17 protein-coding genes are annotated in these 19261 nt (G+C 61.2%); 2 read left to right on the top strand and 15 right to left on the bottom strand.

All coding sequences use genetic code 11. The features are described from left to right. The 4 genes from LA304_RS08530 to LA304_RS08515 all read right to left on the bottom strand — a co-directional run. A partial coding sequence (locus tag LA304_RS08530) for an ABC transporter permease (RefSeq protein WP_224502720.1) occupies nucleotides 1-941 on the bottom strand: 941 nt, incomplete at its 3' end. Further along, nucleotides 938-2464, bottom strand: coding sequence for a sugar ABC transporter ATP-binding protein (locus LA304_RS08525; protein ID WP_224502719.1), 1527 nt, complete (start codon nucleotides 2462-2464; stop codon nucleotides 938-940). The genes LA304_RS08530 and LA304_RS08525, both read right to left, overlap by 4 nt. 91 nt (nucleotides 2465-2555) lie before the next feature. Continuing rightward, nucleotides 2556-3548 (bottom strand): rhamnose ABC transporter substrate-binding protein, encoded by a 993-nt coding sequence (rhaS, locus tag LA304_RS08520; protein WP_224502718.1) that lies wholly within the window; start codon nucleotides 3546-3548, stop codon nucleotides 2556-2558. A 55-nt stretch (nucleotides 3549-3603) separates the two neighbouring features. Further along, nucleotides 3604-4404 (bottom strand): DeoR/GlpR family DNA-binding transcription regulator, encoded by an 801-nt coding sequence (locus tag LA304_RS08515; RefSeq protein ID WP_224502717.1) that lies wholly within the window; start codon nucleotides 4402-4404, stop codon nucleotides 3604-3606. Nucleotides 4405-4597: 193 nt separating this feature from the next. Between LA304_RS08515 and LA304_RS08510 the strand changes: the two genes are divergently transcribed. After that, nucleotides 4598-6694, top strand: coding sequence for a bifunctional rhamnulose-1-phosphate aldolase/short-chain dehydrogenase (locus LA304_RS08510; RefSeq protein WP_224502716.1), 2097 nt, complete (start codon nucleotides 4598-4600; stop codon nucleotides 6692-6694). An 80-nt stretch (nucleotides 6695-6774) separates the two neighbouring features. Next, nucleotides 6775-8049, top strand: coding sequence for an L-rhamnose catabolism isomerase (gene rhaI / locus LA304_RS08505; RefSeq protein ID WP_224502715.1), 1275 nt, complete (start codon nucleotides 6775-6777; stop codon nucleotides 8047-8049). Between the two features lie 12 nt (nucleotides 8050-8061). On the opposite strand, the gene LA304_RS08500 is transcribed toward rhaI, so the two are convergent. The 11 genes from LA304_RS08500 to LA304_RS08450 form a co-directional block, all read right to left on the bottom strand. Continuing rightward, nucleotides 8062-8313 carry a MoaD/ThiS family protein gene (locus tag LA304_RS08500; RefSeq protein WP_224502714.1) on the bottom strand — a complete coding sequence of 84 codons (252 nt, stop codon included), beginning with the start codon at nucleotides 8311-8313 and terminating at the stop codon, nucleotides 8062-8064. Further along, nucleotides 8310-10553 carry a xanthine dehydrogenase family protein molybdopterin-binding subunit gene (locus LA304_RS08495; protein ID WP_224502713.1) on the bottom strand — a complete coding sequence of 748 codons (2244 nt, stop codon included), beginning with the start codon at nucleotides 10551-10553 and terminating at the stop codon, nucleotides 8310-8312. The genes LA304_RS08500 and LA304_RS08495 overlap by 4 nt, the downstream gene beginning before the upstream one ends. After that, a complete protein-coding gene (locus LA304_RS08490; RefSeq protein WP_224502712.1) occupies nucleotides 10553-11032 on the bottom strand; it encodes a (2Fe-2S)-binding protein in 480 nt (159 codons plus the stop codon). The genes LA304_RS08495 and LA304_RS08490 overlap by 1 nt, the downstream gene beginning before the upstream one ends. Next, complete coding sequence (locus LA304_RS08485) at nucleotides 11029-11895, bottom strand: FAD binding domain-containing protein (RefSeq protein ID WP_224502711.1); 867 nt, start codon at nucleotides 11893-11895, stop codon at nucleotides 11029-11031. Before LA304_RS08485 ends, LA304_RS08490 begins: the two co-directional genes overlap by 4 nt. 100 nt (nucleotides 11896-11995) lie before the next feature. Next, nucleotides 11996-12688 (bottom strand): EthD domain-containing protein, encoded by a 693-nt coding sequence (locus LA304_RS08480; RefSeq protein WP_224502710.1) that lies wholly within the window; start codon nucleotides 12686-12688, stop codon nucleotides 11996-11998. Then, entirely contained in the window at nucleotides 12685-13869 is a 1185-nt protein-coding gene (locus tag LA304_RS08475) for an NADH:flavin oxidoreductase/NADH oxidase (RefSeq protein ID WP_224502709.1), read from the bottom strand. Before LA304_RS08475 ends, LA304_RS08480 begins: the two co-directional genes overlap by 4 nt. Before the next feature lie 8 nt (nucleotides 13870-13877). Then, nucleotides 13878-15215: a TRAP transporter large permease gene (locus tag LA304_RS08470; RefSeq protein ID WP_224502708.1), complete on the bottom strand. Its 1338-nt coding sequence runs from the start codon at nucleotides 15213-15215 to the stop codon at nucleotides 13878-13880. Then, on the bottom strand, nucleotides 15205-15780 hold the full coding sequence (locus LA304_RS08465; protein WP_224502707.1) for a TRAP transporter small permease subunit: 576 nt from the start codon (nucleotides 15778-15780) through the stop codon (nucleotides 15205-15207). Before LA304_RS08465 ends, LA304_RS08470 begins: the two co-directional genes overlap by 11 nt. Before the next feature lie 111 nt (nucleotides 15781-15891). Then, nucleotides 15892-16923: a TRAP transporter substrate-binding protein gene (locus LA304_RS08460; protein WP_224502706.1), complete on the bottom strand. Its 1032-nt coding sequence runs from the start codon at nucleotides 16921-16923 to the stop codon at nucleotides 15892-15894. Between the two features lie 350 nt (nucleotides 16924-17273). Then, nucleotides 17274-18089, bottom strand: coding sequence for an IclR family transcriptional regulator (locus tag LA304_RS08455; RefSeq protein WP_224502705.1), 816 nt, complete (start codon nucleotides 18087-18089; stop codon nucleotides 17274-17276). Then, nucleotides 18086-18880, bottom strand: coding sequence for an IclR family transcriptional regulator (locus tag LA304_RS08450; RefSeq protein ID WP_224502704.1), 795 nt, complete (start codon nucleotides 18878-18880; stop codon nucleotides 18086-18088). Before LA304_RS08450 ends, LA304_RS08455 begins: the two co-directional genes overlap by 4 nt. Nucleotides 18881-19261 lie beyond the last annotated feature (381 nt).

The raw sequence follows: 19261 nt of genomic DNA, 5'->3' as shown, positions 1-19261 counted from the left end.
CCTTTCGAGCGGCCAGCGCGGGAGTTGAAGGTCACGGCGATGATGATCGCAGCCCCGGAGATGGCGAGTTGCCAGAAGGGGGAGACGTCAATCACCGGCAGGGCGTTCTTGATGATCCCGAGGAACAGCGCGCCGAGGACAGCGCCGCCCACGGTGGCAATACCCCCCGCGATGGAAACGCCGCCGATGACACAGGCCGCCACGACATCGAGTTCGAACCCGCCCGCAATATCGACATAGGCCACGGCGTAGCGTGCGACCCAGAGATAGCCGGTGAGACCGGCCAGCATGCCGGAGATCACGAAGGCGAGAAACTGGGTCCGTCCGACACTGATCCCCGTGTAAACCGCCGCGTGCGGGTTGCCGCCGACAGCAAAGAAGGCGCGGCCCAGAGTGGTGCGGCTCATCACGACGCCGAGGATGACGGTGACGAGGACGGCGATCCACCCGAGAACCGGCAGCCCGAGAATGGTTTCACGCGGGAAGGCTTTGAATGCTGCGCTCATCTCGTGGGAGTTGACCCAGCTCCCGTCGGTCAAAAGAAAGATCACGCCGCGGAAGATGGTCATCGTGCCGAGCGTCACAACGATGGGCGGGATCGTGAGTTTCCAAACCAGAAAGCCGTTGATCGCCCCCATGAGTGCCCCGAGGCCAAGCGCCAGAGCGACGAGCACCGGAACGGGCACGCCGGGGAAGGACACGTTGATCAGGGCGCAGACCATCCCCGTGAGCGCGAGGTTTGCGGCGACGGAGAGGTCGATGGAGCGGGTCAGGATGACGACCATCTGCCCCAGCGCAAGGATGATCAGAGGCGCGGTGTCCGTGAACACGGCCACAAGGTTCGAGGGGGTCACAAAGGCCGGAAAACGGCTCGCGACCAGAGCGAGCAGAAGCAGGATGGCGCCGACAAGGATCGCCTCGCGGGATTTAAGCAGGGTCATGCCGCCTCTCCTTTCGATGAGATACCCGCCGCGTGGCGGACGAGGGTTTCTGGGGTCAGTTCATCGCCTTCCAACTCGGCCACCATGCGGCCTTCGCGCATGACGATCACGCGGTCGGCCATGCCGAGGATTTCGGGGATTTCGGAGCTGACCATGATGACGGAGAGACCTTCGGAGGCGAGTTCCGACATGAAGTCGTGCACAGCCGCTTTGGACCCGATGTCGATGCCTTTGGTCGGTTCATCGAGGATGATCACCGTCGGCTGCGTGGCGAGCCATTTGGCGATGACCACCTTTTGCTGGTTACCGCCGGAGAGGCTCCCCACCGTTGTATCGAGTGAGGCCGCCCGCAGGTCGAGACGTTCGGTGTATTGGCGCGCGAGGGCGAATTCCTCGGCCATCTGCGTGAAGCCGTTCTTGGACAGACGCGGCAGAGAGGGCAGGGTGACGTTCTGGAAAATCGGCATGTCGAGGATCGCGCCCTGCTTGCCGCGATCTTCGGGAACGTAGACGATACCGGCCGCAATGGCGTCGGCGGGGGAGCGGATGACCCGCACCTGCCCGTTGAGACGGATCGCGCCTTTGGAGGGACGGGTCACACCGATGAGGCTCTGCATGAATTCGGAACGACCCGCGCCCACGAGACCGTAGAACCCGAGGATTTCACCACGGCGCAGGGTAAAGCGGATGTCTTCGAATTCGGTCGGGTGGCTGTAGCCCGCGACGGTCAACACGTCCTCGCCGATCTGTGCGGCGCGTTTCGGGAAAATCTGGTCGACGGAACGGCCGACCATCATCTTCACGAGTTCCGCCTCGGTGATGCCCGCCATCTCGCCCGCGCCGATGAACTGGCCATCGCGGAACACGGTGTAGCGGTCCGCGATGCGGAAGATTTCGTCGAATTTGTGGGAGATGAACAGGATCGCCTTGCCCTGCGCCTTCAGCTTTTCAACGAGCTCGTAAAGCTCTTCGATCTCTTTGCGGCTGAGAGCGGCGGTCGGTTCGTCCATGATCACAACGCGGGCCTCAACAGAGAGCGCACGCGCAATGGCGACGAGGTGACGCGACGCGATGCCGAGATCCTTGAGACGCACACCGGCGTCGATCTCTGCCCCGATCCCGTCGAGAATGTCTTGGGCTTTCGCGCGCATCGCCTTGCGGTCGATGAGGCCAAAGCGGCCCTTCGGCGCGTGGCCGAGAAAGATGTTTTCGGCGACAGACAATTCGTCGAACAGCACCGTTTCCTGATGGATCGCCGTCACGCCCGCGGCGGAGGCATCCTGTGCCGTCGGGAACCGAACCTCTTCGCCGTCCACGAGAATGCGCCCGCCGTCCGGCTGGTAAATGCCCGTGAGTGTCTTCACCACGGTGGATTTGCCCGCGCCGTTCTCGCCGATCAGGGCTGTCACCTGTCCGGCATAGAGTTCGAGCGTGACGCCATCGAGCGCTTTGACGCCCGGGAATGTCTTTGTAATGCCGTCAAGCGCGAGAACCGGCGCGGCATGTGTCTGTGCATGGCCCATGGCTACCCCATTGGCTTTCTGTCTGTCAGTAGGTTGGAATGGGCGGCGCATTGGCCCACAAAGCGCCGCCCGCAAAGACCGTCTTCGGGAGTTAGAAGATGTCTTTGAAGTCCGCGATGTTGGACGCGTCGTAAACGAAAGGATCGGCCATTGCGCCGGAGTTCGTCTCATCAAGGGTGACTTCACCCATGCGGCCCATCGGGATGCTTGCACCCGGCTCTGCCACGGCGTCACCTTTGGAGAGGTGATAGGCAATCATGGCTGCGGAGTAGCCGAGATCAATCGGGTTCCAGATCGCAAAGGACTTGGACGCGCCGCTCTCGATCGCACCGGCCATCTCGGACGGAAGGCCGAGGCCTGTCACGTTGACTTCGCCCACTTTGCCCGCATCGACGACAGCCTGAGCTGCGGCCACGATGCCCACGGAGGTCGGCGCGATGATCGCGTCGAGGTCAGGGTAGGACTGCATGAGGCCGGTGGCTTCACGATAGGATTTGTCCGCGAGGTCATCGCCGTAAACGGTCGCAACCACTTCGATGCCCGGATAGTTGCCCATCACCTTGTTCATCTCTTCGATCCAGATGTTCTGGTTCGTGGAGGTGGTGGTGGCGGAGAGCACGGCGACCTGACCGCCGTCCGGCAGTTCATCAGCAGCGAGCTTGATGATCATGTTGCCGATGAGCGGGTTGGACGACGGGTTGAGGTGCATCTGGCGACCGTCTTCGGCCACGCCGGAGTCCCACGAGATCACGGTGATGCCGCGCTGCATGGCTTTCTTGAGCGTCGGAACGAGCGCGTCGGTGTCGTTGGCGGACACGGCAATCGCGTCGACGTTCTGTGCGATCAGCGAGTTGATCACCTCGATCTGGCCTTCGGCGGTGGTGTCGGTCGGGCCGGTGTAGATGATTTCCACGTCACCGAGTTCAGCGGCAGCTTCCTCTGCACCTTTTGCAGCCGCTTCAAAGAAGCCGATGCCGAGGGCTTTGACGACGAGGGCGATGCGCATGTCCTCGGCTGATGCGGTGCCTGCAAACATGCCGGTCGCGATGGCCGCGGTGGTCAGAAGTTTCGTTAGTTTTTTCATGTGGAGTCCTCCCTAAGTCTCCTGGTTAATCTTTGCGCCCTCACCGAGTATTCAGTCAGGACGCGACGTCCTCCTGCGCCGCGCTGGTTGGCGCGACGATGAGTTTGATGTCGGCCGCCTCAATCATGGCGGCCTCCCGATCACTGATCCCTTCGTCAGTAATCAGGACGTCGATCCGTTCGAGCGGGCAGAGCACGAGGCTCGAACGGTTCCGGAATTTCGTGGAGTCGACCAAGAGGACGAGTTCGTCCGCCTGTCCGATCAGTTTTTGCTCGGCCTGGATGAGCAACGGATCGCCCTCCATCACGCCGAGCGGTGCGATGCCCTGCGCCCCCATGAACATGCGGCGCGCGTAGAAGTTGCGCGTCACGTCATTGTCGAACGGCGAGAGCACGATGTTCTGTTCGCGGTAGATCACGCCACCGGAAATCAGCACCGAGTTCTTCGAGGTCTTCAAAAGGTGCTCGGCAATCGGGAACGAGTTGGTGAACACCTGACAGCGGCGTGTCGCGAGCGGATGCACCATCTGGAACGTCGTTGTGCCGCCGTTGATGATAATCGGCTCGCCATCCTCGACCAGATCGACAGCTGCGCGTGCAATTGCTTGCTTCTGCTTGATGTTGCGCGTTTCGTTCACCGCAAAGGTGCGACCCGCGAGGCCGGGGAAAGGATTCGGAGCCAATGCTTCGGCACCACCACGGACGCGGCGCAGCTTCTTGGCGACGTGTAACGCAGCGATATCTCTACGAATAGTGGCCTCAGACGCACCCGTCAGGCCGCACAGTTCAACGACGGTCACGACCGGCCGTTCCTGAACAGCAGACAGAATGATTCCGTGGCGCTCTCTCTCGTGCATTGATTAATTTCCTCCCGTGGCTAAAGCGTGCCGCCCGAAATGATCATTGTCAATCATAAAAATGTCATTTTGATCATTCTGCACCTGCATAATGATTGGTTTTGATTATTTATGATTGACAATCTGACGCAGCGCACGCAGATTTGGCTCAATACAAGACTATTCACTACCTGATCATCGGGAGGAGATCACCATGACATCCGCGTCCACGCGGCTCGCTTCGCTTTGGGATGATGCCAAAGCGAAAGACATGAGCGAGCCTGAAAAACTGCTTTACCGTTCGAACCTGTTGGGTTCCGACAAACGCGTGACCAATTACGGCGGCGGGAACACGTCCGCGAAGGTCATGGAGGATGATCCTCTCACGGGTGAAAAGGCCGAAGTTCTTTGGGTCAAAGGCTCCGGCGGGGACGTCGGGTCCATCAAAATGGACGGGTTTTCGACCCTCTATATGGACAAGCTCCGCGCGCTGAAGGGCAAATATCGCGGCGTCGAGTTCGAAGACGAAATGGTCGGCTACCTGCCGCATTGCACGTTCAACCTGAACCCGCGCGCGGCCTCTATTGATACGCCGCTCCACGCCTATGTGCCGAAAAAACACGTCGACCACATGCACCCCGACGCGATCATCGCTATTGCTGCGTCGAAAGACTCCAAAGCCTTGACGCAGGAGATTTTCGGCGACGAAATCGGTTGGCTTCCGTGGAAGAAACCGGGCTACGAACTCGGCCTGTGGCTCGAAAAATTCTGCCTTGAGAACCCCGACGCAAAGGGTGTCGTGCTTGAATCCCACGGTCTCTTCACCTGGGACGATGACGCGAAAACCTGCTACGAGCTGACGCTTGAGATCATCAACAAAGCCATCGCCTATTTCGAAGAAAAGACCGCAGACATTCCGGCCTTTGGCGGCGCTGTGCATGAGAGCCTCGCACCGGAAGCCCGTCGTGAGGTGGCCGCGAAACTGATGCCTGCGATCCGTGGCTTTGTCTCCGGCGCGCAGCATATGGTCGGCAACTTTGACGACTCAGACACCGTGCTCGAATTCGTCAATGCAAAGAACATGCGCGATCTTGCGGCACTCGGCACGTCCTGCCCCGACCACTTCCTGCGGACCAAGATTCGTCCGCTGGTGCTCGATTTCGATCCGGCGCAGAACAACATCGATGAAGTGCTCGACGGTCTCGACGCGCAGATCGCGGCCTACCGCGAAGATTACGCGGCCTATTACGACCGCTGCAAACACGAAGATTCCCCCACGCTGCGCGACCCGAACGCGGTTGTGTATCTGGTGCCGGGCGTCGGCATGATCACCTTTGCGAAAGACCGCGCCACCGCACGTATCTCCGGTGAGTTCTACGTCAACGCGATCAACGTGATGCGCGGTTCTTCTGCGGTGTCCGAGTATTGCGGCCTGCCGGAACAGGAAGCGTTCGACATTGAATACTGGCTGCTTGAAGAAGCCAAGCTTCAGCGGATGCCGAAGCCGAAATCTCTGGCCGGTCGTGTGGCGCTCGTCACCGGCGGCGCTGGCGGGATCGGCGCGGCGACGGCGGCGCGGTATCTGCAAGAGGGCGCTTGCGTCATGCTCGCGGATATCAATGAAACCGCTCTCGATGAGGTCCGCACCGGATTCGCGAAACAATACGGCGCGGATGTTGTCCGTTCTGTGGTGATGAACGTGACCGACGAAGACGCGGTTGCGAGCGCCTATGCCTATACCTCCGTCGAGTTCGGCGGTGTCGATATCCTCGTGTCGAACGCAGGCATTGCGTCGTCGGCGCCTGTCGAGGACACGACGCTCGAGTTGTGGAACAAGAACATAGACATCCTGTCCACGGGCTATTTCCTCGTGTCCCGCGAAGCATTCAAAGTGATGCGCACGCAAGGCATCGGCGGCTCCATCGTATTCGTGGCGTCCAAAAACGGCCTCGCGGCCAGCCCGAATGCGTCGGCCTATTGCACCGCGAAAGCGTCTGAGATTCACCTCGCACGCTGCCTCGCACTCGAAGGGGCAGAGGCGGGCATTCGCGTGAACGTCGTGAACCCCGACGCGGTTCTGCGCGGTTCGAAGATTTGGGAAGGCGAGTGGCTCGAACAACGCGCTGGCACCTATGGCACGGACAAAGAAGGGCTGGAGGAGATGTATCGCCAGCGCTCCATGCTCAAACGCTCTGTTCTGCCTGAGGACATCGCGGAAGCGGCCTATTTCTTTGCGTCCGAACAATCGGCAAAATCGACCGGTAACATCGTCAACGTGGACGCCGGCAACGTGCAGGCCTTTACCCGCTAAGGGCAAAGACCCCACGCAAAGATCAAATTGCGCGCCTCGCTCAAACGGGGCAGGGCGCGCAGTTTTCACGGGAGGAAAACATGATCGACACCACTATCATCGAGGCTCAGAACGCCGCGCGCGACGCTGACCTGAAGAAAGATTACGACGCCCTTGGCGAGAAACTGTCCCGCAAAGGTGTCGATATCGACGCCATCAAGGACCGCGCCAAAGGCTTTTCCGTCGCTGTGCCGAGCTGGGGCACGGGCACCGGCGGCACGCGTTTCGCCCGCTTTCCGGGTGAGGGAGAGCCGCGCGACATTTTCGACAAACTCGACGACTGCGGCGTCATTCACACGCTGACCGGTGCCGCGAGTTCCGTGTCGCTCCACATTCCGTGGGACAAAGCCGCGCCCTCCGATCTCTTGGCGAAGGCCGAGGAATACGGGCTGAGTTTTGATGCGATGAACTCGAACACCTTTCAGGACCAGCCGGATCAGCCGCAGTCCTACAAGTTCGGATCACTGAGCCACGTTGATGCCGCGACCCGCGCGCAGGCGGTGGAGCACAACCTCGAATGCATTGAGATCGGTGAAAAGCTCGGGTCAAAGGCGCTCACCGTCTGGATCGGGGATGGCGCGAACTTTCCGGGGCAGACCCATATGGGCCGTCAGTTCGAACGCTACCTGTCGTCGATGAAAGACATCTACAAAGGTCTGCCGGACGATTGGTCGATCTTCTCGGAGCACAAGATTTACGAACCCGCCTTCTATTCGACGGTGGTTCAGGATTGGGGCACGTCGCTACTCACCGCGCAGGAGTTGGGCGAGAAGGCGAAATGCCTCGTGGACCTCGGCCACCACGCGCCGAATGTGAACATCGAGATGATCGTCTCGCGCCTCATTCATGCGGGCAAGCTTGGCGGGTTCCACTTCAACGACTCGAAATACGGGGACGACGATCTGGATAGCGGCACGATTGAGCCCTATCGCCTGTTCCTTGTCTGGAACGAACTGGTGGATGCGGAGGGCACGCCGGACCTCGATCTGTCGCATATGATTGACCAGAGCCATAATGTGACCGACCCGATTGAGAGCCTGATGATTTCGGCGGTGGAAATCCAGCGCGCCTATGTGCAAGCGAGCCTCGTAGATCGTGCGGCGCTCGCGGGATATCAGGATGAAAACGACGCGCTCATGGCGTCCGCCACGTTGCGCGCAGCCTTCCGCACGGATGTGGAGCCGATCCTGCAAATGGCACGGTTGGAAAAGGGTGCGGCGATTGATCCGGTCATGACCTACCGCGCCTCTGGTTATCGCGCGAAGGTCGCGTCCGAGCGTCCGAAAGTGTCCGGTGCAGGCGGCGGGATCGTCTAAGGGAGAAGGGCGTTAACCGCCCTTCATCCGTTGCATGAGGTAAATTTCGTTCGACGGCGAGAGCGGCCTGTGCCGCCCGCCGTTGATGATCTCGCCATCCACGGCGACCGAAATACCGGCCTCTAAAATCGGACCGAGGCCGGGATAGGCCTCGACCAGCGCATCGAGCATTTTGCCGATGGTGCTGGCCTCGACCGTCACAACCTCATGACCACCGGTAAACCGGCGCAGGCCCGCCCAGAGATGAACGGTCAGTTCACTCATTCTTGCGAGGCTTTGAGCGCAGCGAGGACCTTGGTCGGCGTCATCGGCAGATGCGACATCCGAACGCCGGTCGCGCCCTGAATTGCATTCGCAATCGCGGGCAGCGGCGGGGTGATCCCCGTTTCCCCGACACCACGCACACCGAACGGGTGGCCCGGATTGGGCACTTCGACGATCTGTGTGTCGATCATCGGCAGGTCGGAGGCGACGGGCATGCGGTAGTCGAGGAAGATGGGGTTCTGCAAACGGCCATCGTCGCCGTAGACATATTCCTCATTGAGCGCCCAGCCGATGCCCTGAACGGCGCCGCCCTGATACTGGCCTTCCACATAGGACGGATGGATCGCGCGGCCCGCATCCTGCACCACGAGGTAGCGCAGGATTTTGGTGTGGCCGGTTTCCGGATCGACCTCGACGTCCACCACGTGACAGCCAAAGCTCGCACCAACGCCTTCGGGGACAGACTCATGGTGGCCCGAAATCGGCCCGCCCGTTTTGCCCATGTTCTTCGCGATTTCCTTGATGCTCATCGGCGGGAATTCACCCGCGTTTGGACCGGCAGGCTGGGCTGCCCCCTCGACCCATTCGACGGCTTCCTCGTCAATGCCCCACTCGTTCGCAGCACGGCGGCACATTTCCTTGATCGCGGCGCGGGCGGCGACGGTGGCGGCCTTGCCGCTGGCAAAGGTGGCGCGGCTGCCGTGGGTGGGTTCATTGACGCCAAGCGATCCGGTTTCCACCACGTTCACGCGCACGTCTTCATAGGCAATCCCGAGCGTCTCTGCGACCATGAGCGCGATGGAGGCACGGCTGCCGCCAATGTCCGGCGTGCCGACCGACACCTGCGCGTTGCCGTCCTCGGAGATGGCCAAGGACACAGAGGTTTCCCCGCTGTGGTTGAACCAATAGCCCGAGGCGACGCCGCGCCCCTGATTGGGGCCGAGCGGCGCGGAGAGGTTCGGGTGTTTCGCGGTGGCTTCCAACACCTCGGCGAGACCGATGGAGCCGAAGGTCGGGCCATAGCTCGCCTGATCGCCCTCACGCACGGCGTTCTTGAGACGCACGTCCATCGGATCGAGATCGAGCTTGCGGCACATTTCGTCAATCAGGCTCTCCACCGCAAAGGCCCCCATCGGAGACCCCGGTGCGCGGTAGGCGGCGCATTTGGGGCGGTTGGCGAGCACGTCGTAGCCGATGTGTTCGACGTTATCGATCTTGTAGGGCGCAAGGCAGCAATAGAGCGCCATGTCCACAGGCGCGCCGGGGAAGGCCCCGCCCTGCATCCGGAATTCGGCGCGGGCGGCGGTCAGTTTGCCGTCCTTGGTCATGCCGATTTTCACGTCCATCGACGCAGACGCGGTCGGCCCCGTGGCGCGCAGCACCTCAGACCGGCTCATGACGATTTTGACCGGACGCCCGCCTGCCTTTTGCGAGAGCGCGAGAGACAGAGGCTCCATAAAGATCGTCGTCTTACCGCCAAAACCGCCGCCAATCTCGGACGGGGTCACGCGAAGCTGCGCGGCGTTGAGGCCGAGAACGGCAGAGCACATCTGCCGGATATACCACTGCCCCTGCGTGCAAACCCACATCTCACCTTTGCCGTCGGCACCCAACTGTCCGAGGCAGGCATGGGGTTCGATATAGCCTTGGTGGGTGGCTTCGGTTTTATAGGTGCGCTCCATGACGAGATCGGCGTCTTTGAAGCCGGCATCCACGTCACCGCGCCCGAATTCGAAGTATTTCACGACGTTGGGCGGCATCCCTTCCGGCACAGTCGCGTCGGCCGCGCCTTCGCGAATGACGGGCGCATCGGGTTTGATGGCGTCGTCCACGTCGGTTACATGGGGCAGAACCTCATACTCCACCTCGATGAGCCGCACCGCTTCCTGTGCGATCTGGCTAGAGGTCGCGGCGACGGCGGCGATGGCGTGGCCATCGTAGAGCGCCTTTTCGCCCGCCATCGTGTTTTCCTGCAGGTTCCAGTCCTCACCCGTGAGACCCGTCGGGAAGTCCGCGCGGGTGACGACGGCTTTGACGCCGGACAGGGCCTCTGCCTTGGACGTATCAATCTTGAGGATTTTGGCATGGGCGTGCGGGCTCCGCAGCACAGCGCCCCAGAGCATCCCCGGGGCCGTGATATCCGCGCCGTACCGCGCGCGGCCAGTGACCTTGTCCAACCCGTCGGGACGGTTCGGACGGGTGCCGACGAGGCGGAAGTCTTTGATCTCATCCTTGGGCATCACGCGGCTCCTCTCATCTCGGACGCGGCATCCATGACGGCGCGAATAATTTTGTCATAGCCCGTGCAGCGGCAGAGATTGCCTGCGAGCCAATAGCGCACCTCGGTCTCCGTCGGATCGGGGTTCTTTTCCAAGAGCGCCTTGGCCGCGACGAGAATGCCGGGGGTGCAGAACCCGCATTGCAGAGCCGCGTGTTCGATGAATTTGCGTTGAAGCGGGTGAAGCTCTTCACCGTTGGCCATCCCTTCGATGGTCTCGATCTTTTTGCCCTGCGCCTCGACGCCGAGCATCAGACAGGAGCTGATCAGCACCCCGTCGACCGTGACCGAACAGGCCCCGCAATCGCCGGTGCCGCAGCCTTCTTTCGAGCCCGTGAGCCCGAGATGATCGCGCAGACAATCCAGCAGCGTTTCGCGCGGGTCCGCGAGGAATTCGACCTCATCGCCGTTCACAACGGTCGTGACATGGATCTTGCTCATTGGGCCTCTCCTTTTGCGCGACCATAGGCGATCTGTGCGACGCGCTTGGCGAGCACGCCCGCCACGTCGGTTCTGAATTCCGCCGTCCCGCGTTTGTCGTCAATCGGGTTACAGGCGGCTCTCACCGCGACAACCAGCGCGTCAATCGCGGCGTCATCGAGGGTGCTTCCGATCAATGCATCCGCCGCATCGGGCACGAGCCGCACGGTCGGCGCAACCGCCCCCACCGCGACGCGGGCCTCTGTGATCGTGTCGCCGTCCACACGCAGGCTGATCGCGCAGCCAGCAACCGCGATGTCCATCTCCGTGCGCGGCGTGAACCGTTGATAGGCATCGCCCCCGTTCTCCCCGCGCGGCGGGAGGAGGATGCCGGAGATCACATCCCCGGGCTGAAGCGTCGTTTTGCCCGGACCTGCGGGAATGTCCTCGACCGGAACGGTGCGCACACCTGTCAGCCCCGTGATTTCCACGGACGCCTGCGCCGCCACCAGACCCGGCACGCTGTCCGCCGCCGGAGACCCGTTGCAGAGATTGCCCACGAGCGTCGCACGCCCCTGAACCTGCGTCGAACCGACGAGTTCCATGCCCTCCACGACACCGGGCCAGTCGGCCACCAGTTCCGCATGATCGCCGAGGCGCGCGCCGGAAACGGCAATGCCGATCCGCCAACCGCCATCCGGCGTGCGGGTGATGTCCTGTGCGCCGGGGATGTGTTTCAGGTCGATCAGATTGTCCGGCAACACAGTGCCGGAGCGCATCTGCACGAGAACGTCGGTGCCGCCTGCGAGAAAACGGGTGAGACCCGTCGCTTCTGCCGCAAGTTTGGAGGCGTCCTCAAAGGATGATGGGGTGTGAAAATCCACTGCGGTGTCTTTCGGTCATTCAAATTGGGTCAGCGTCTATGGTTCCTACACGCACTCGCGTTTGTCAAACGACACCTGACGGGTGAGGGCGGGGTTTCGATTAGACGATCTGGCGGCTCTGCACGAAGTAGGGCGTGATCTCGGCGAGAAAGTCTTTCGCATGCTCTTGCGTCTGGGTGACGATGTCGCTCGCGTAGAGGTTTGCGGCGGTTTCCGTGTCGCGGAACCAGAATTCGACGATCCCGTCGACTGGCACATCCGCATAGTCTGCGCTGTCCTCGCGCGAGGCGTGGTAGCGGTCCACAACGATGTTTTGCGTATAGCCAAGCACATCCGGCCACTGGCGCACCCAATCGGCGTGGGTTTTGAGCCACTCTTGACGGAACTGCTCATCCGACATGCCGTCGAGTTTGCGCAGCAGAGTCATGCGTTTGACGAACGGTCCGCCTTTGGCGTCGAACGGCACAACGACATGCTTTTCGCAGGCCACCAAATGCACATCGGCGAGAAAGCCGTCTTCATCGCCCAGAGCATCGGCAAAGATCGGCGCGGCGACAGCCTGTTTCATGGCGTCGAGGCTGTCGAAGTGGAGTTCGGAAAACCCGTCGAGGTCCCACGGCCCACGGGCGTGCGATATGCCGAACTGTTCTTTGTCCACAACGCGGTGCTGCCAATAGTTGCGCAGTCCCGGCATTTTGGAGGCGAGCGGTCCGTGCACGTCTCTCCAATGGGCATCAAAGGCGTCATCCGAGAGGGCGGGGGCCTTTTGTAAGAGTCCAAATCGGGCGATCATGTTGCGTCTCCTCCTGCGCTCTGATCCTGTTCCGCGATCAGCCGCTGAAGCACGGGTGCGCGTTTGTCGAGCCACGCGCCGTGGCGTTCTGGCCAAACCGCAAATCCTTCGCCCTCGCGCAGAGCGCGCTGCGCCTGCACCGGCCAATAGGGGTTTTCGAGGGCCGCGCGCCCGATGGCGACGAAATCCGCCCGCCCCGCGGCGATGATGGCATTGGCTTGCTCGGGTGATGTGATGAGACCTACGGCCTGCGTCGGGATGCCGACCTCTTTGCGCACGCGCTCCGCGAAAGGCACCTGAAAGCCGAAACCGCGTGGCACGTTGCTCCGTCGGGTGGTTTCGGACAGCCCGCCCGAGGAACAGTCGATCACATCGACACCGACGGCTTTGAGTTCTGCGGCCAGAACCACGGTGTCATCCATGTTCCATCCGCCCTCGGCCCCGTCCACACATGACAGGCGCACGAAGAGGGGTTTGTCCTCCGGCCAGACCGCGCGCACGTCGCGGGCGATCTCGATGGCGATCCGCATCCGACCTTCGCGGTCGGTGCCGTAGGCGTCGTCACGGGTGTTGGCAAGCGGCGACAGGAAGCTCGCCACGAGATAGCCGTGACCATAATGCAGCTCGACCACATCCATGCCCGCCTCATCCGCGCGGCGGGCGGCGTCGACGTGCTGCTGACGAATTTCGGCGATGTCTTCGATGCTGAGCGCCTCGGGGACGCTCCACTCCGAACTGGCGGCAATCGCGCTCGGGCCGACGCGTCGCCAGTCGATGCCTGCGGCGTCGATCTCGGCAGGCGTCATGGCTTGGCCTCCGTGCCAGAGCGGCTGGGAAAAGGCCTTGCGCCCAGAATGCGCGAGCTGCACCCCCATCAACCCACCGTTATCATGGGCAAAATCTGCGAGACGTTTCAGGCCCGGAATGTGATCGTCCGACCAAATCCCGAGATCGTCGATCCCCACACGCGAGTCCGAGGACACCGCCGTGCTCTCTGTCAGGACCAGAGCCGCGCCACCGAGAACGAACTTGCCGTAATGCACGAGATGCCAGTCGGTGACGTAGCCGTCCTGACCTGCGTGTTGGCACATCGGCGAGATGGTGATGCGGTTTTTAAAGGTCCGACCGCGCAAGGTGATGGGGTCCCCCAGAGGGGCGGAGCTGTCTGTCGAAAAGGTCATGATGGGGCCTATCGCATGGAATGTGGTAGGGAGAGCACGATGCTCGGGATCGCAATCACGAGGATGAGCGCCGCCATTTGGATCAGAACGAACGGGATCACGCCGCGATAGATCGTGCCAATCGGGATCGATGGATCAACGCCGCGCAGGTAGAAGAGCGCATAGCCGAACGGGGGCGTGAGGAACGAGGTCTGTAGATTGACCGCGAGCGCGATGGCAAACCACAGGATCACGTCGGACGAGGGCATGCCGAAATCGAGACTGGCGACGATAGGTGCGACGATCGGGATCACGACGAGGCTGATTTCTACCCAGTCGAGGAAGAAGCCGAGCACGAAGATCAAGGTCATGATCAGGGCGAGCGTGACATAGGGGCTGACGTTCTCGAAATGGAACAGGTCCGCCACCATTGCATCCCCGCCGAGGCGACGGAACACGAGGCTAAACACCGTTGCGCCGATCATGACAAAAGCAATCATCGCGGTGGTTTTCGTGGTCTCGAACACGGCGTTACGGAACCCGTCAAAGCTAAAGCCTCCGGTGATGATGGCAAGCAGTGTCGCACCAACGGCGCCGATGGCGGCGGATTCTGTCGGTGTCGCGACGCCGGTGATGATCGTGCCCAGAACGGAGAGGATCAGGAGCATCGGGGCCACAAGGTCGCGGACGAGGGACAGCACCGCTTTGAGCACCGGAATGGACTCGGTCTTCGGCGGCGCAGGCATGTGCGACGGGCGGAAGATCGCGTTCAGGACGATATAGGCAAAGTAGAGGCCGGACAGGATCAGACCCGGATAGATGGCGCCCATGAACAGATCGCCGATTGGCACGCGGAGCTGATCGCCGAGAATGATGAGCATGATTGACGGCGGGATGAGAATGCCCAAGGTGCCGGATGCGGCCACAAGGCCGGTCGCAAGACGCATGTCATAGCCTGCGGCACGCATGGCGGGCAGGGACATCATGCCCATGAGCACCACAGAGGCGCCGATGATGCCGGTGGAGGCGGCCATGACGACGCCGATGACGACGACGGCAAAGGCATATCCCCCCGGAAGGCGACCGGCGAGGGCGGCGAGCGAGCGCATCAGACGCTCCGCAACGCCGGACTTCTCCAGCATCAGTCCCATGAAGACAAAGAGCGGGATCGCCGCGAGCAGCCAGTTGGTCAGAGTGCCCGAGTAGATGCGCTGCACGCCCATCGACAGAAACACGGTCGGCACATCTGCGAGCAGGGCAAAGGCGATGCCGACGCCTGCGAGGACAAACCCCACCGCATAGCCGCTGAACAACAGCAGCATCAGAGCGAGCAGCATCGAGATGGGCCAGAAGTATTCAGCTATCATGGTGGATTTCCGTCTTGTGGAAGGTGCCACGGCGCAATTCGCAGAGCGTCCGGGCGGCGTTAGTAATGGCGGCGAGACCGAGCAGCCCGAAGGCGACGGGCAGGGCGCTCTTGATCAGGTAGTGCGCGGCGAGGCCACCTTGGTTCGATCCTTCGCCGGTGCGCCATGCGGTCGCGGCGAAGTCGGACCCGTAACGGATCACAAGGACGCACAGCGGCAACAGCAGGAACAGATCCCCAAAGAGCGAGATATAGGCGCGGGTTTTCGGTTTGAGCGCGAGGGCGATGAAGTCGACCGTCACATGGCGCTCGTCGAAATAGGTCCAGACGCCGCCGAACAGCACGATCAGCGAGAAAATATACCATTGCATGTCAACGAGACTGTTGACGGTGAGCGCTTCGCCGAAGATCGGGATGCTCCCCTCCCAGTCCATGAGAGTGGACCAGCCAAAGCGCGCGGCGATCACAGAGAGAACGATGGACAGGATCAGCGGAATGATCAGCCAGGCAACGATTTTGCCGGGAAAGCTGAGCAAGGCGCGGGCGAACGAAAGTATCCGAGACATATCGGGCCCCATTTTATGTGCGTATTTTTGCATTCTACGCGTCTTTTGGCGCGTTTCATAATGCGGTTTGGAGGGCGCGGGGTGTCGGCGCCCTCCGGATCTGTTCAGATCTTATTCGGTCTCAGCCGGAATATTTTGCAGGTCCGGCCATTCGCCGACGCTCTGCATGTAGCTTTGCAGCGAGGCAAGTGCTTCGGCAAAGAGCGGGTCTTTGTCGGCTTGTTCCTGCATCACTTCGTTCGCGGCGGCGCGGAGACCTTCGAGCACCTCGTCAGGGAAGCGGCGGACCTCAGTCCCTGCTTCGCGGATTTGTGCGATGGCCGGGGCCTGTGTGTTCACCTGATCGGCGAGGTTAAAGGCGATGTTGGCGCGGCAAGCGTCTTCCATGATGGTCTGGTTCTCTTCACCGAGGTCATCCCAGACGGCCTTGTTCACGATGATGGAGTCCCATGCAGATTGCTGCTGCCAGCCGGGGAAGTAGTAGTATTTCGCAACGCGCTGAAAGCCCATGCCGACGTCTAGAGACGGTGCGGAGAACTCGGCGGCATCGAGGCGACCGGTTTCGAGGCTCAGGTAGATTTCGCCTGCGGGCACGGTCTGGGTGTTCGCGCCGAGTTTGGCGAGGGTCAGACCGCCAAGGCCCGCAATGCGCATGTTGAGACCTTGGAAGTCATCGAGGCTGGTGATCTCTTTGTTGAACCAACCGCCGGCTTCCGCGATCACGAGGTGACAGGGCAGGAAGTGGACGTTGAACGGGTCATAGGCCTTTTGGATGATTTCCTGACCGCCGCCGTAATACATCCAGCCGAGCGCGATTTCCGGCGAGGGGCCGAATGGCATGGAGCCCACGATGTTCGCAACGGGGATTTGCTGGCTCCAGTAGCCGCTCCAGTCAAAGCCCATGTCGAGCGCGCCGGAGCTCACGGCACCGAAAACCTCGAACGGCGGAACAAAGTCGCCCGCGCCGTGCACGTTGATCTCGACATCGCCGTCGGTCATGGCGGAAACCATGCGCGCAAAGTTCTGCGGGCTCGGGCCGATGGACGGCACGTTCAGGCCGAATGTGCTCTGCAGCTCATAGGTGTCCGCCGATGCAACGCCGGCCGCCAAAGACGCTGCGACAAGTGTTGTGATGAATTTCATAGATTTTCCTCCCATTGCGTTTCGGGGGCGGTCTCCTCCGATCCGCGTTCCCTGTGTTCCAGGTTAGTTAATAACAAACAAGCTTGCAATGAGTTAATTTAAAATTCCGACCCAAAGAGATGCGCAAAGGGATTTCGCGCAAAGTGAACTATGCATGGCGCAAATGCCTAAAACTCTGGATGAACATGTGGTTGTGAGGTGGAAGGCGCGGCCCCTGCGGGGGAAGCGCACCCCCGATAAAGTGTCGCGCCGGTAATGGACGGGAGCCGCAGAAAGTGCGTAATCGTGATTTGCGAAAACGACGTCGAATGATCAGGTCCGCCAAAACGTCAGTTTGACGAATGGTCCGCTCACGCGGTGATTCGATGTCCCAAATTCACAGATAGGGTTCGCGTCGCCTCGAGCAGCGCGGGGATGAACTCCGACTGCGCGCGCGGTTCGATATAGTGGTCCTGACCGATGATCGTGATGGCGAGAACGACCTGTCCCGTGTGATCGAACACGGGCGCCGAATAGGCGTGGATGCCGGGGACTGGCGGGCTCTCGACGGTGGCATAGCCCTGTTCGCGGATTTGGTCGATTTCGCGCCGCGGAACGAACCGCGAGACGCCGACACGGCCGGAGCCTGCGGGGTCGCGCTTTTCACGGGCGACGAAATCTTTGACTTCCTTCTCCGACAGGAAGGCGGAGAACACGAGGCCGCTTGCGGTGCCGGACATAGAGTAGACGGTGCCGGGGCGCGTGTTCATGTTGATTTGGCTACCGCTCTCCTGCACCTGAACCACGGTCGGGCCAAAGGAGCCCCACGCGACCAGCGCGACATTGAGAGACGTGTCTGCCGACAGCTCCTGCACGGCGTCGTGTGCGAGCTCCATCGGATCGGTGGTGCGCATCGCGGTGAGGCCGAGGTCGACCGCAAACGGCCCGAGCGAATACAGACCTGTTTCCGGATGCTGTTCAATAAAGCCGATCTTCTTGTAGCTGACGAGATAGGCATGTGCCTGCGCGGGGGCGAAGCCTGCGACCTTGGCGAGGTCCTTGAGCATCATCGGCTCGGCCTCTTGGCACAGCGCCTGAAGGAGGCGGGAGCCAAGTTCGATCGACTGAACGCCGCGCCCCTCGGATTTATGGTCGGCACCGCGACGCTTGCTTGTAGAGAGGGTCATGCGGGCACCTGTTGGCTATTGTTAATTGTATCAGGGGAGAGGTCTTTCGCCAGCGAGAGCAGATTCTCGACAGTGTCCGAACCGGCCTCTGTCGACAGGTTCTCGGCCTTTCCGATCATGGAAATCACAAAGGCCAGATCGCCGGTCTCCGAGAAAACCGGAGCGCCGATGGCGTTGATCCCCGGGATCGGGCGGCCTTCTGCGATTGCATAGCCGCACGCGCGCACTTCTTCGATCTTCTCGGAAAAGGCCTCGCGGGTGATTTGTTCGCCAATTGCGAGATGCTCCGACTTGCGCGCGATCTCCGCCTCGCAGAGCGCTTCGATCGCCGGGTTTTTCCCGTAGGCGGGAAAGAGGCGTCCTGCCGCCGTTCCTGTCACGGAGAAGATAGATCCCTGTCGTAGGTTAAGTGTGGCCTGTGTGAGGCCCGCGTAGGTGTGCGCGATCGTGGGGCCGAATTCCCCCCAAACCGTGATGAGGGACATGACGCCGTAGGTCTCTGTCAGGGCCTTCAACCCGTCGATGGCGCGGGAGGTTTGCGGGTTCGCTCTGAGCCAGCTCACACCGAGGCGCAGGGCAAGGGGACCGGGCGAATAGTAACCGGTCGCCCAATCCTGATGGACGAGGCCGACGTTCTTTAGGCTCGTAAGATAGGCGTGACATTGCGCGGGTTTGAGATCGGCGAGCTCGGCCAGATCCTTGAGCATCATCGGCTCTGCCGTTTTGACGAAAGCGCGCAGAATGCGCCCACTCACTTCTACGGATTGAATTCCCCGCGAACCCTCAGCCATGCCAGAGCCCTCCCACTTATTAGTCTTCGCCGTGTGTCGGACGAATGTTTGTTATTTGCATATGTATTAGTCTAATTCGGCGAACGGCAATCGCGCAAGATATCTCTGTCTACCATGCTCAGCGAGGGGTCTCAATCGAGCCTGAGTGGGCGAGAGCCATCCTTTGCGTGCCTGCCTTTCCCTCGCGTTAGCGCCGTCCTTTTCCTTGCATGCTTGATGGTTCGAAGGCCCGAGCCCCTGATTCCTTTTCCCCGCGATTCTGCTCCGCCCCGTCAATTTTGTGGCGGCCGAAGCGCGGTGAGTGGCGTCGTATTCGCCAATGCCGGCGAGCAAAATAATTTATGATTGACTAAACAATTTGCCTATGACAAACATTTTGCG

The sequence above is a fragment of the Celeribacter litoreus genome (assembly GCF_020165855.1).
GTDB lineage: Bacteria > Pseudomonadota > Alphaproteobacteria > Rhodobacterales > Rhodobacteraceae > Celeribacter > Celeribacter litoreus.
This window is presented reverse-complemented; position numbering and strand designations above follow the sequence as displayed.

Coding starts and splice junctions, on each gene's coding strand:
- LA304_RS08500 (WP_224502714.1), bottom strand. CDS start 8,313: ATGAGTGAACTGACCGTTCATCTCTGGGCGGGCCTGCGCCGGTTTACC.
- LA304_RS08495 (WP_224502713.1), bottom strand. CDS start 10,553: ATGCCCAAGGATGAGATCAAAGACTTCCGCCTCGTCGGCACCCGTCCG.
- LA304_RS08450 (WP_224502704.1), bottom strand. CDS start 18,880: ATGGCTGAGGGTTCGCGGGGAATTCAATCCGTAGAAGTGAGTGGGCGC.
- LA304_RS08490 (WP_224502712.1), bottom strand. CDS start 11,032: ATGAGCAAGATCCATGTCACGACCGTTGTGAACGGCGATGAGGTCGAA.
- LA304_RS08475 (WP_224502709.1), bottom strand. CDS start 13,869: ATGACCTTTTCGACAGACAGCTCCGCCCCTCTGGGGGACCCCATCACC.
- LA304_RS08465 (WP_224502707.1), bottom strand. CDS start 15,780: ATGTCTCGGATACTTTCGTTCGCCCGCGCCTTGCTCAGCTTTCCCGGC.
- LA304_RS08470 (WP_224502708.1), bottom strand. CDS start 15,215: ATGATAGCTGAATACTTCTGGCCCATCTCGATGCTGCTCGCTCTGATG.
- LA304_RS08455 (WP_224502705.1), bottom strand. CDS start 18,089: ATGACCCTCTCTACAAGCAAGCGTCGCGGTGCCGACCATAAATCCGAG.
- LA304_RS08510 (WP_224502716.1), top strand. CDS start 4,598: ATGACATCCGCGTCCACGCGGCTCGCTTCGCTTTGGGATGATGCCAAA.
- LA304_RS08515 (WP_224502717.1), bottom strand. CDS start 4,404: ATGCACGAGAGAGAGCGCCACGGAATCATTCTGTCTGCTGTTCAGGAA.
- LA304_RS08460 (WP_224502706.1), bottom strand. CDS start 16,923: ATGAAATTCATCACAACACTTGTCGCAGCGTCTTTGGCGGCCGGCGTT.
- rhaS (WP_224502718.1), bottom strand. CDS start 3,548: ATGAAAAAACTAACGAAACTTCTGACCACCGCGGCCATCGCGACCGGC.
- LA304_RS08525 (WP_224502719.1), bottom strand. CDS start 2,464: ATGGGCCATGCACAGACACATGCCGCGCCGGTTCTCGCGCTTGACGGC.
- LA304_RS08480 (WP_224502710.1), bottom strand. CDS start 12,688: ATGATCGCCCGATTTGGACTCTTACAAAAGGCCCCCGCCCTCTCGGAT.
- rhaI (WP_224502715.1), top strand. CDS start 6,775: ATGATCGACACCACTATCATCGAGGCTCAGAACGCCGCGCGCGACGCT.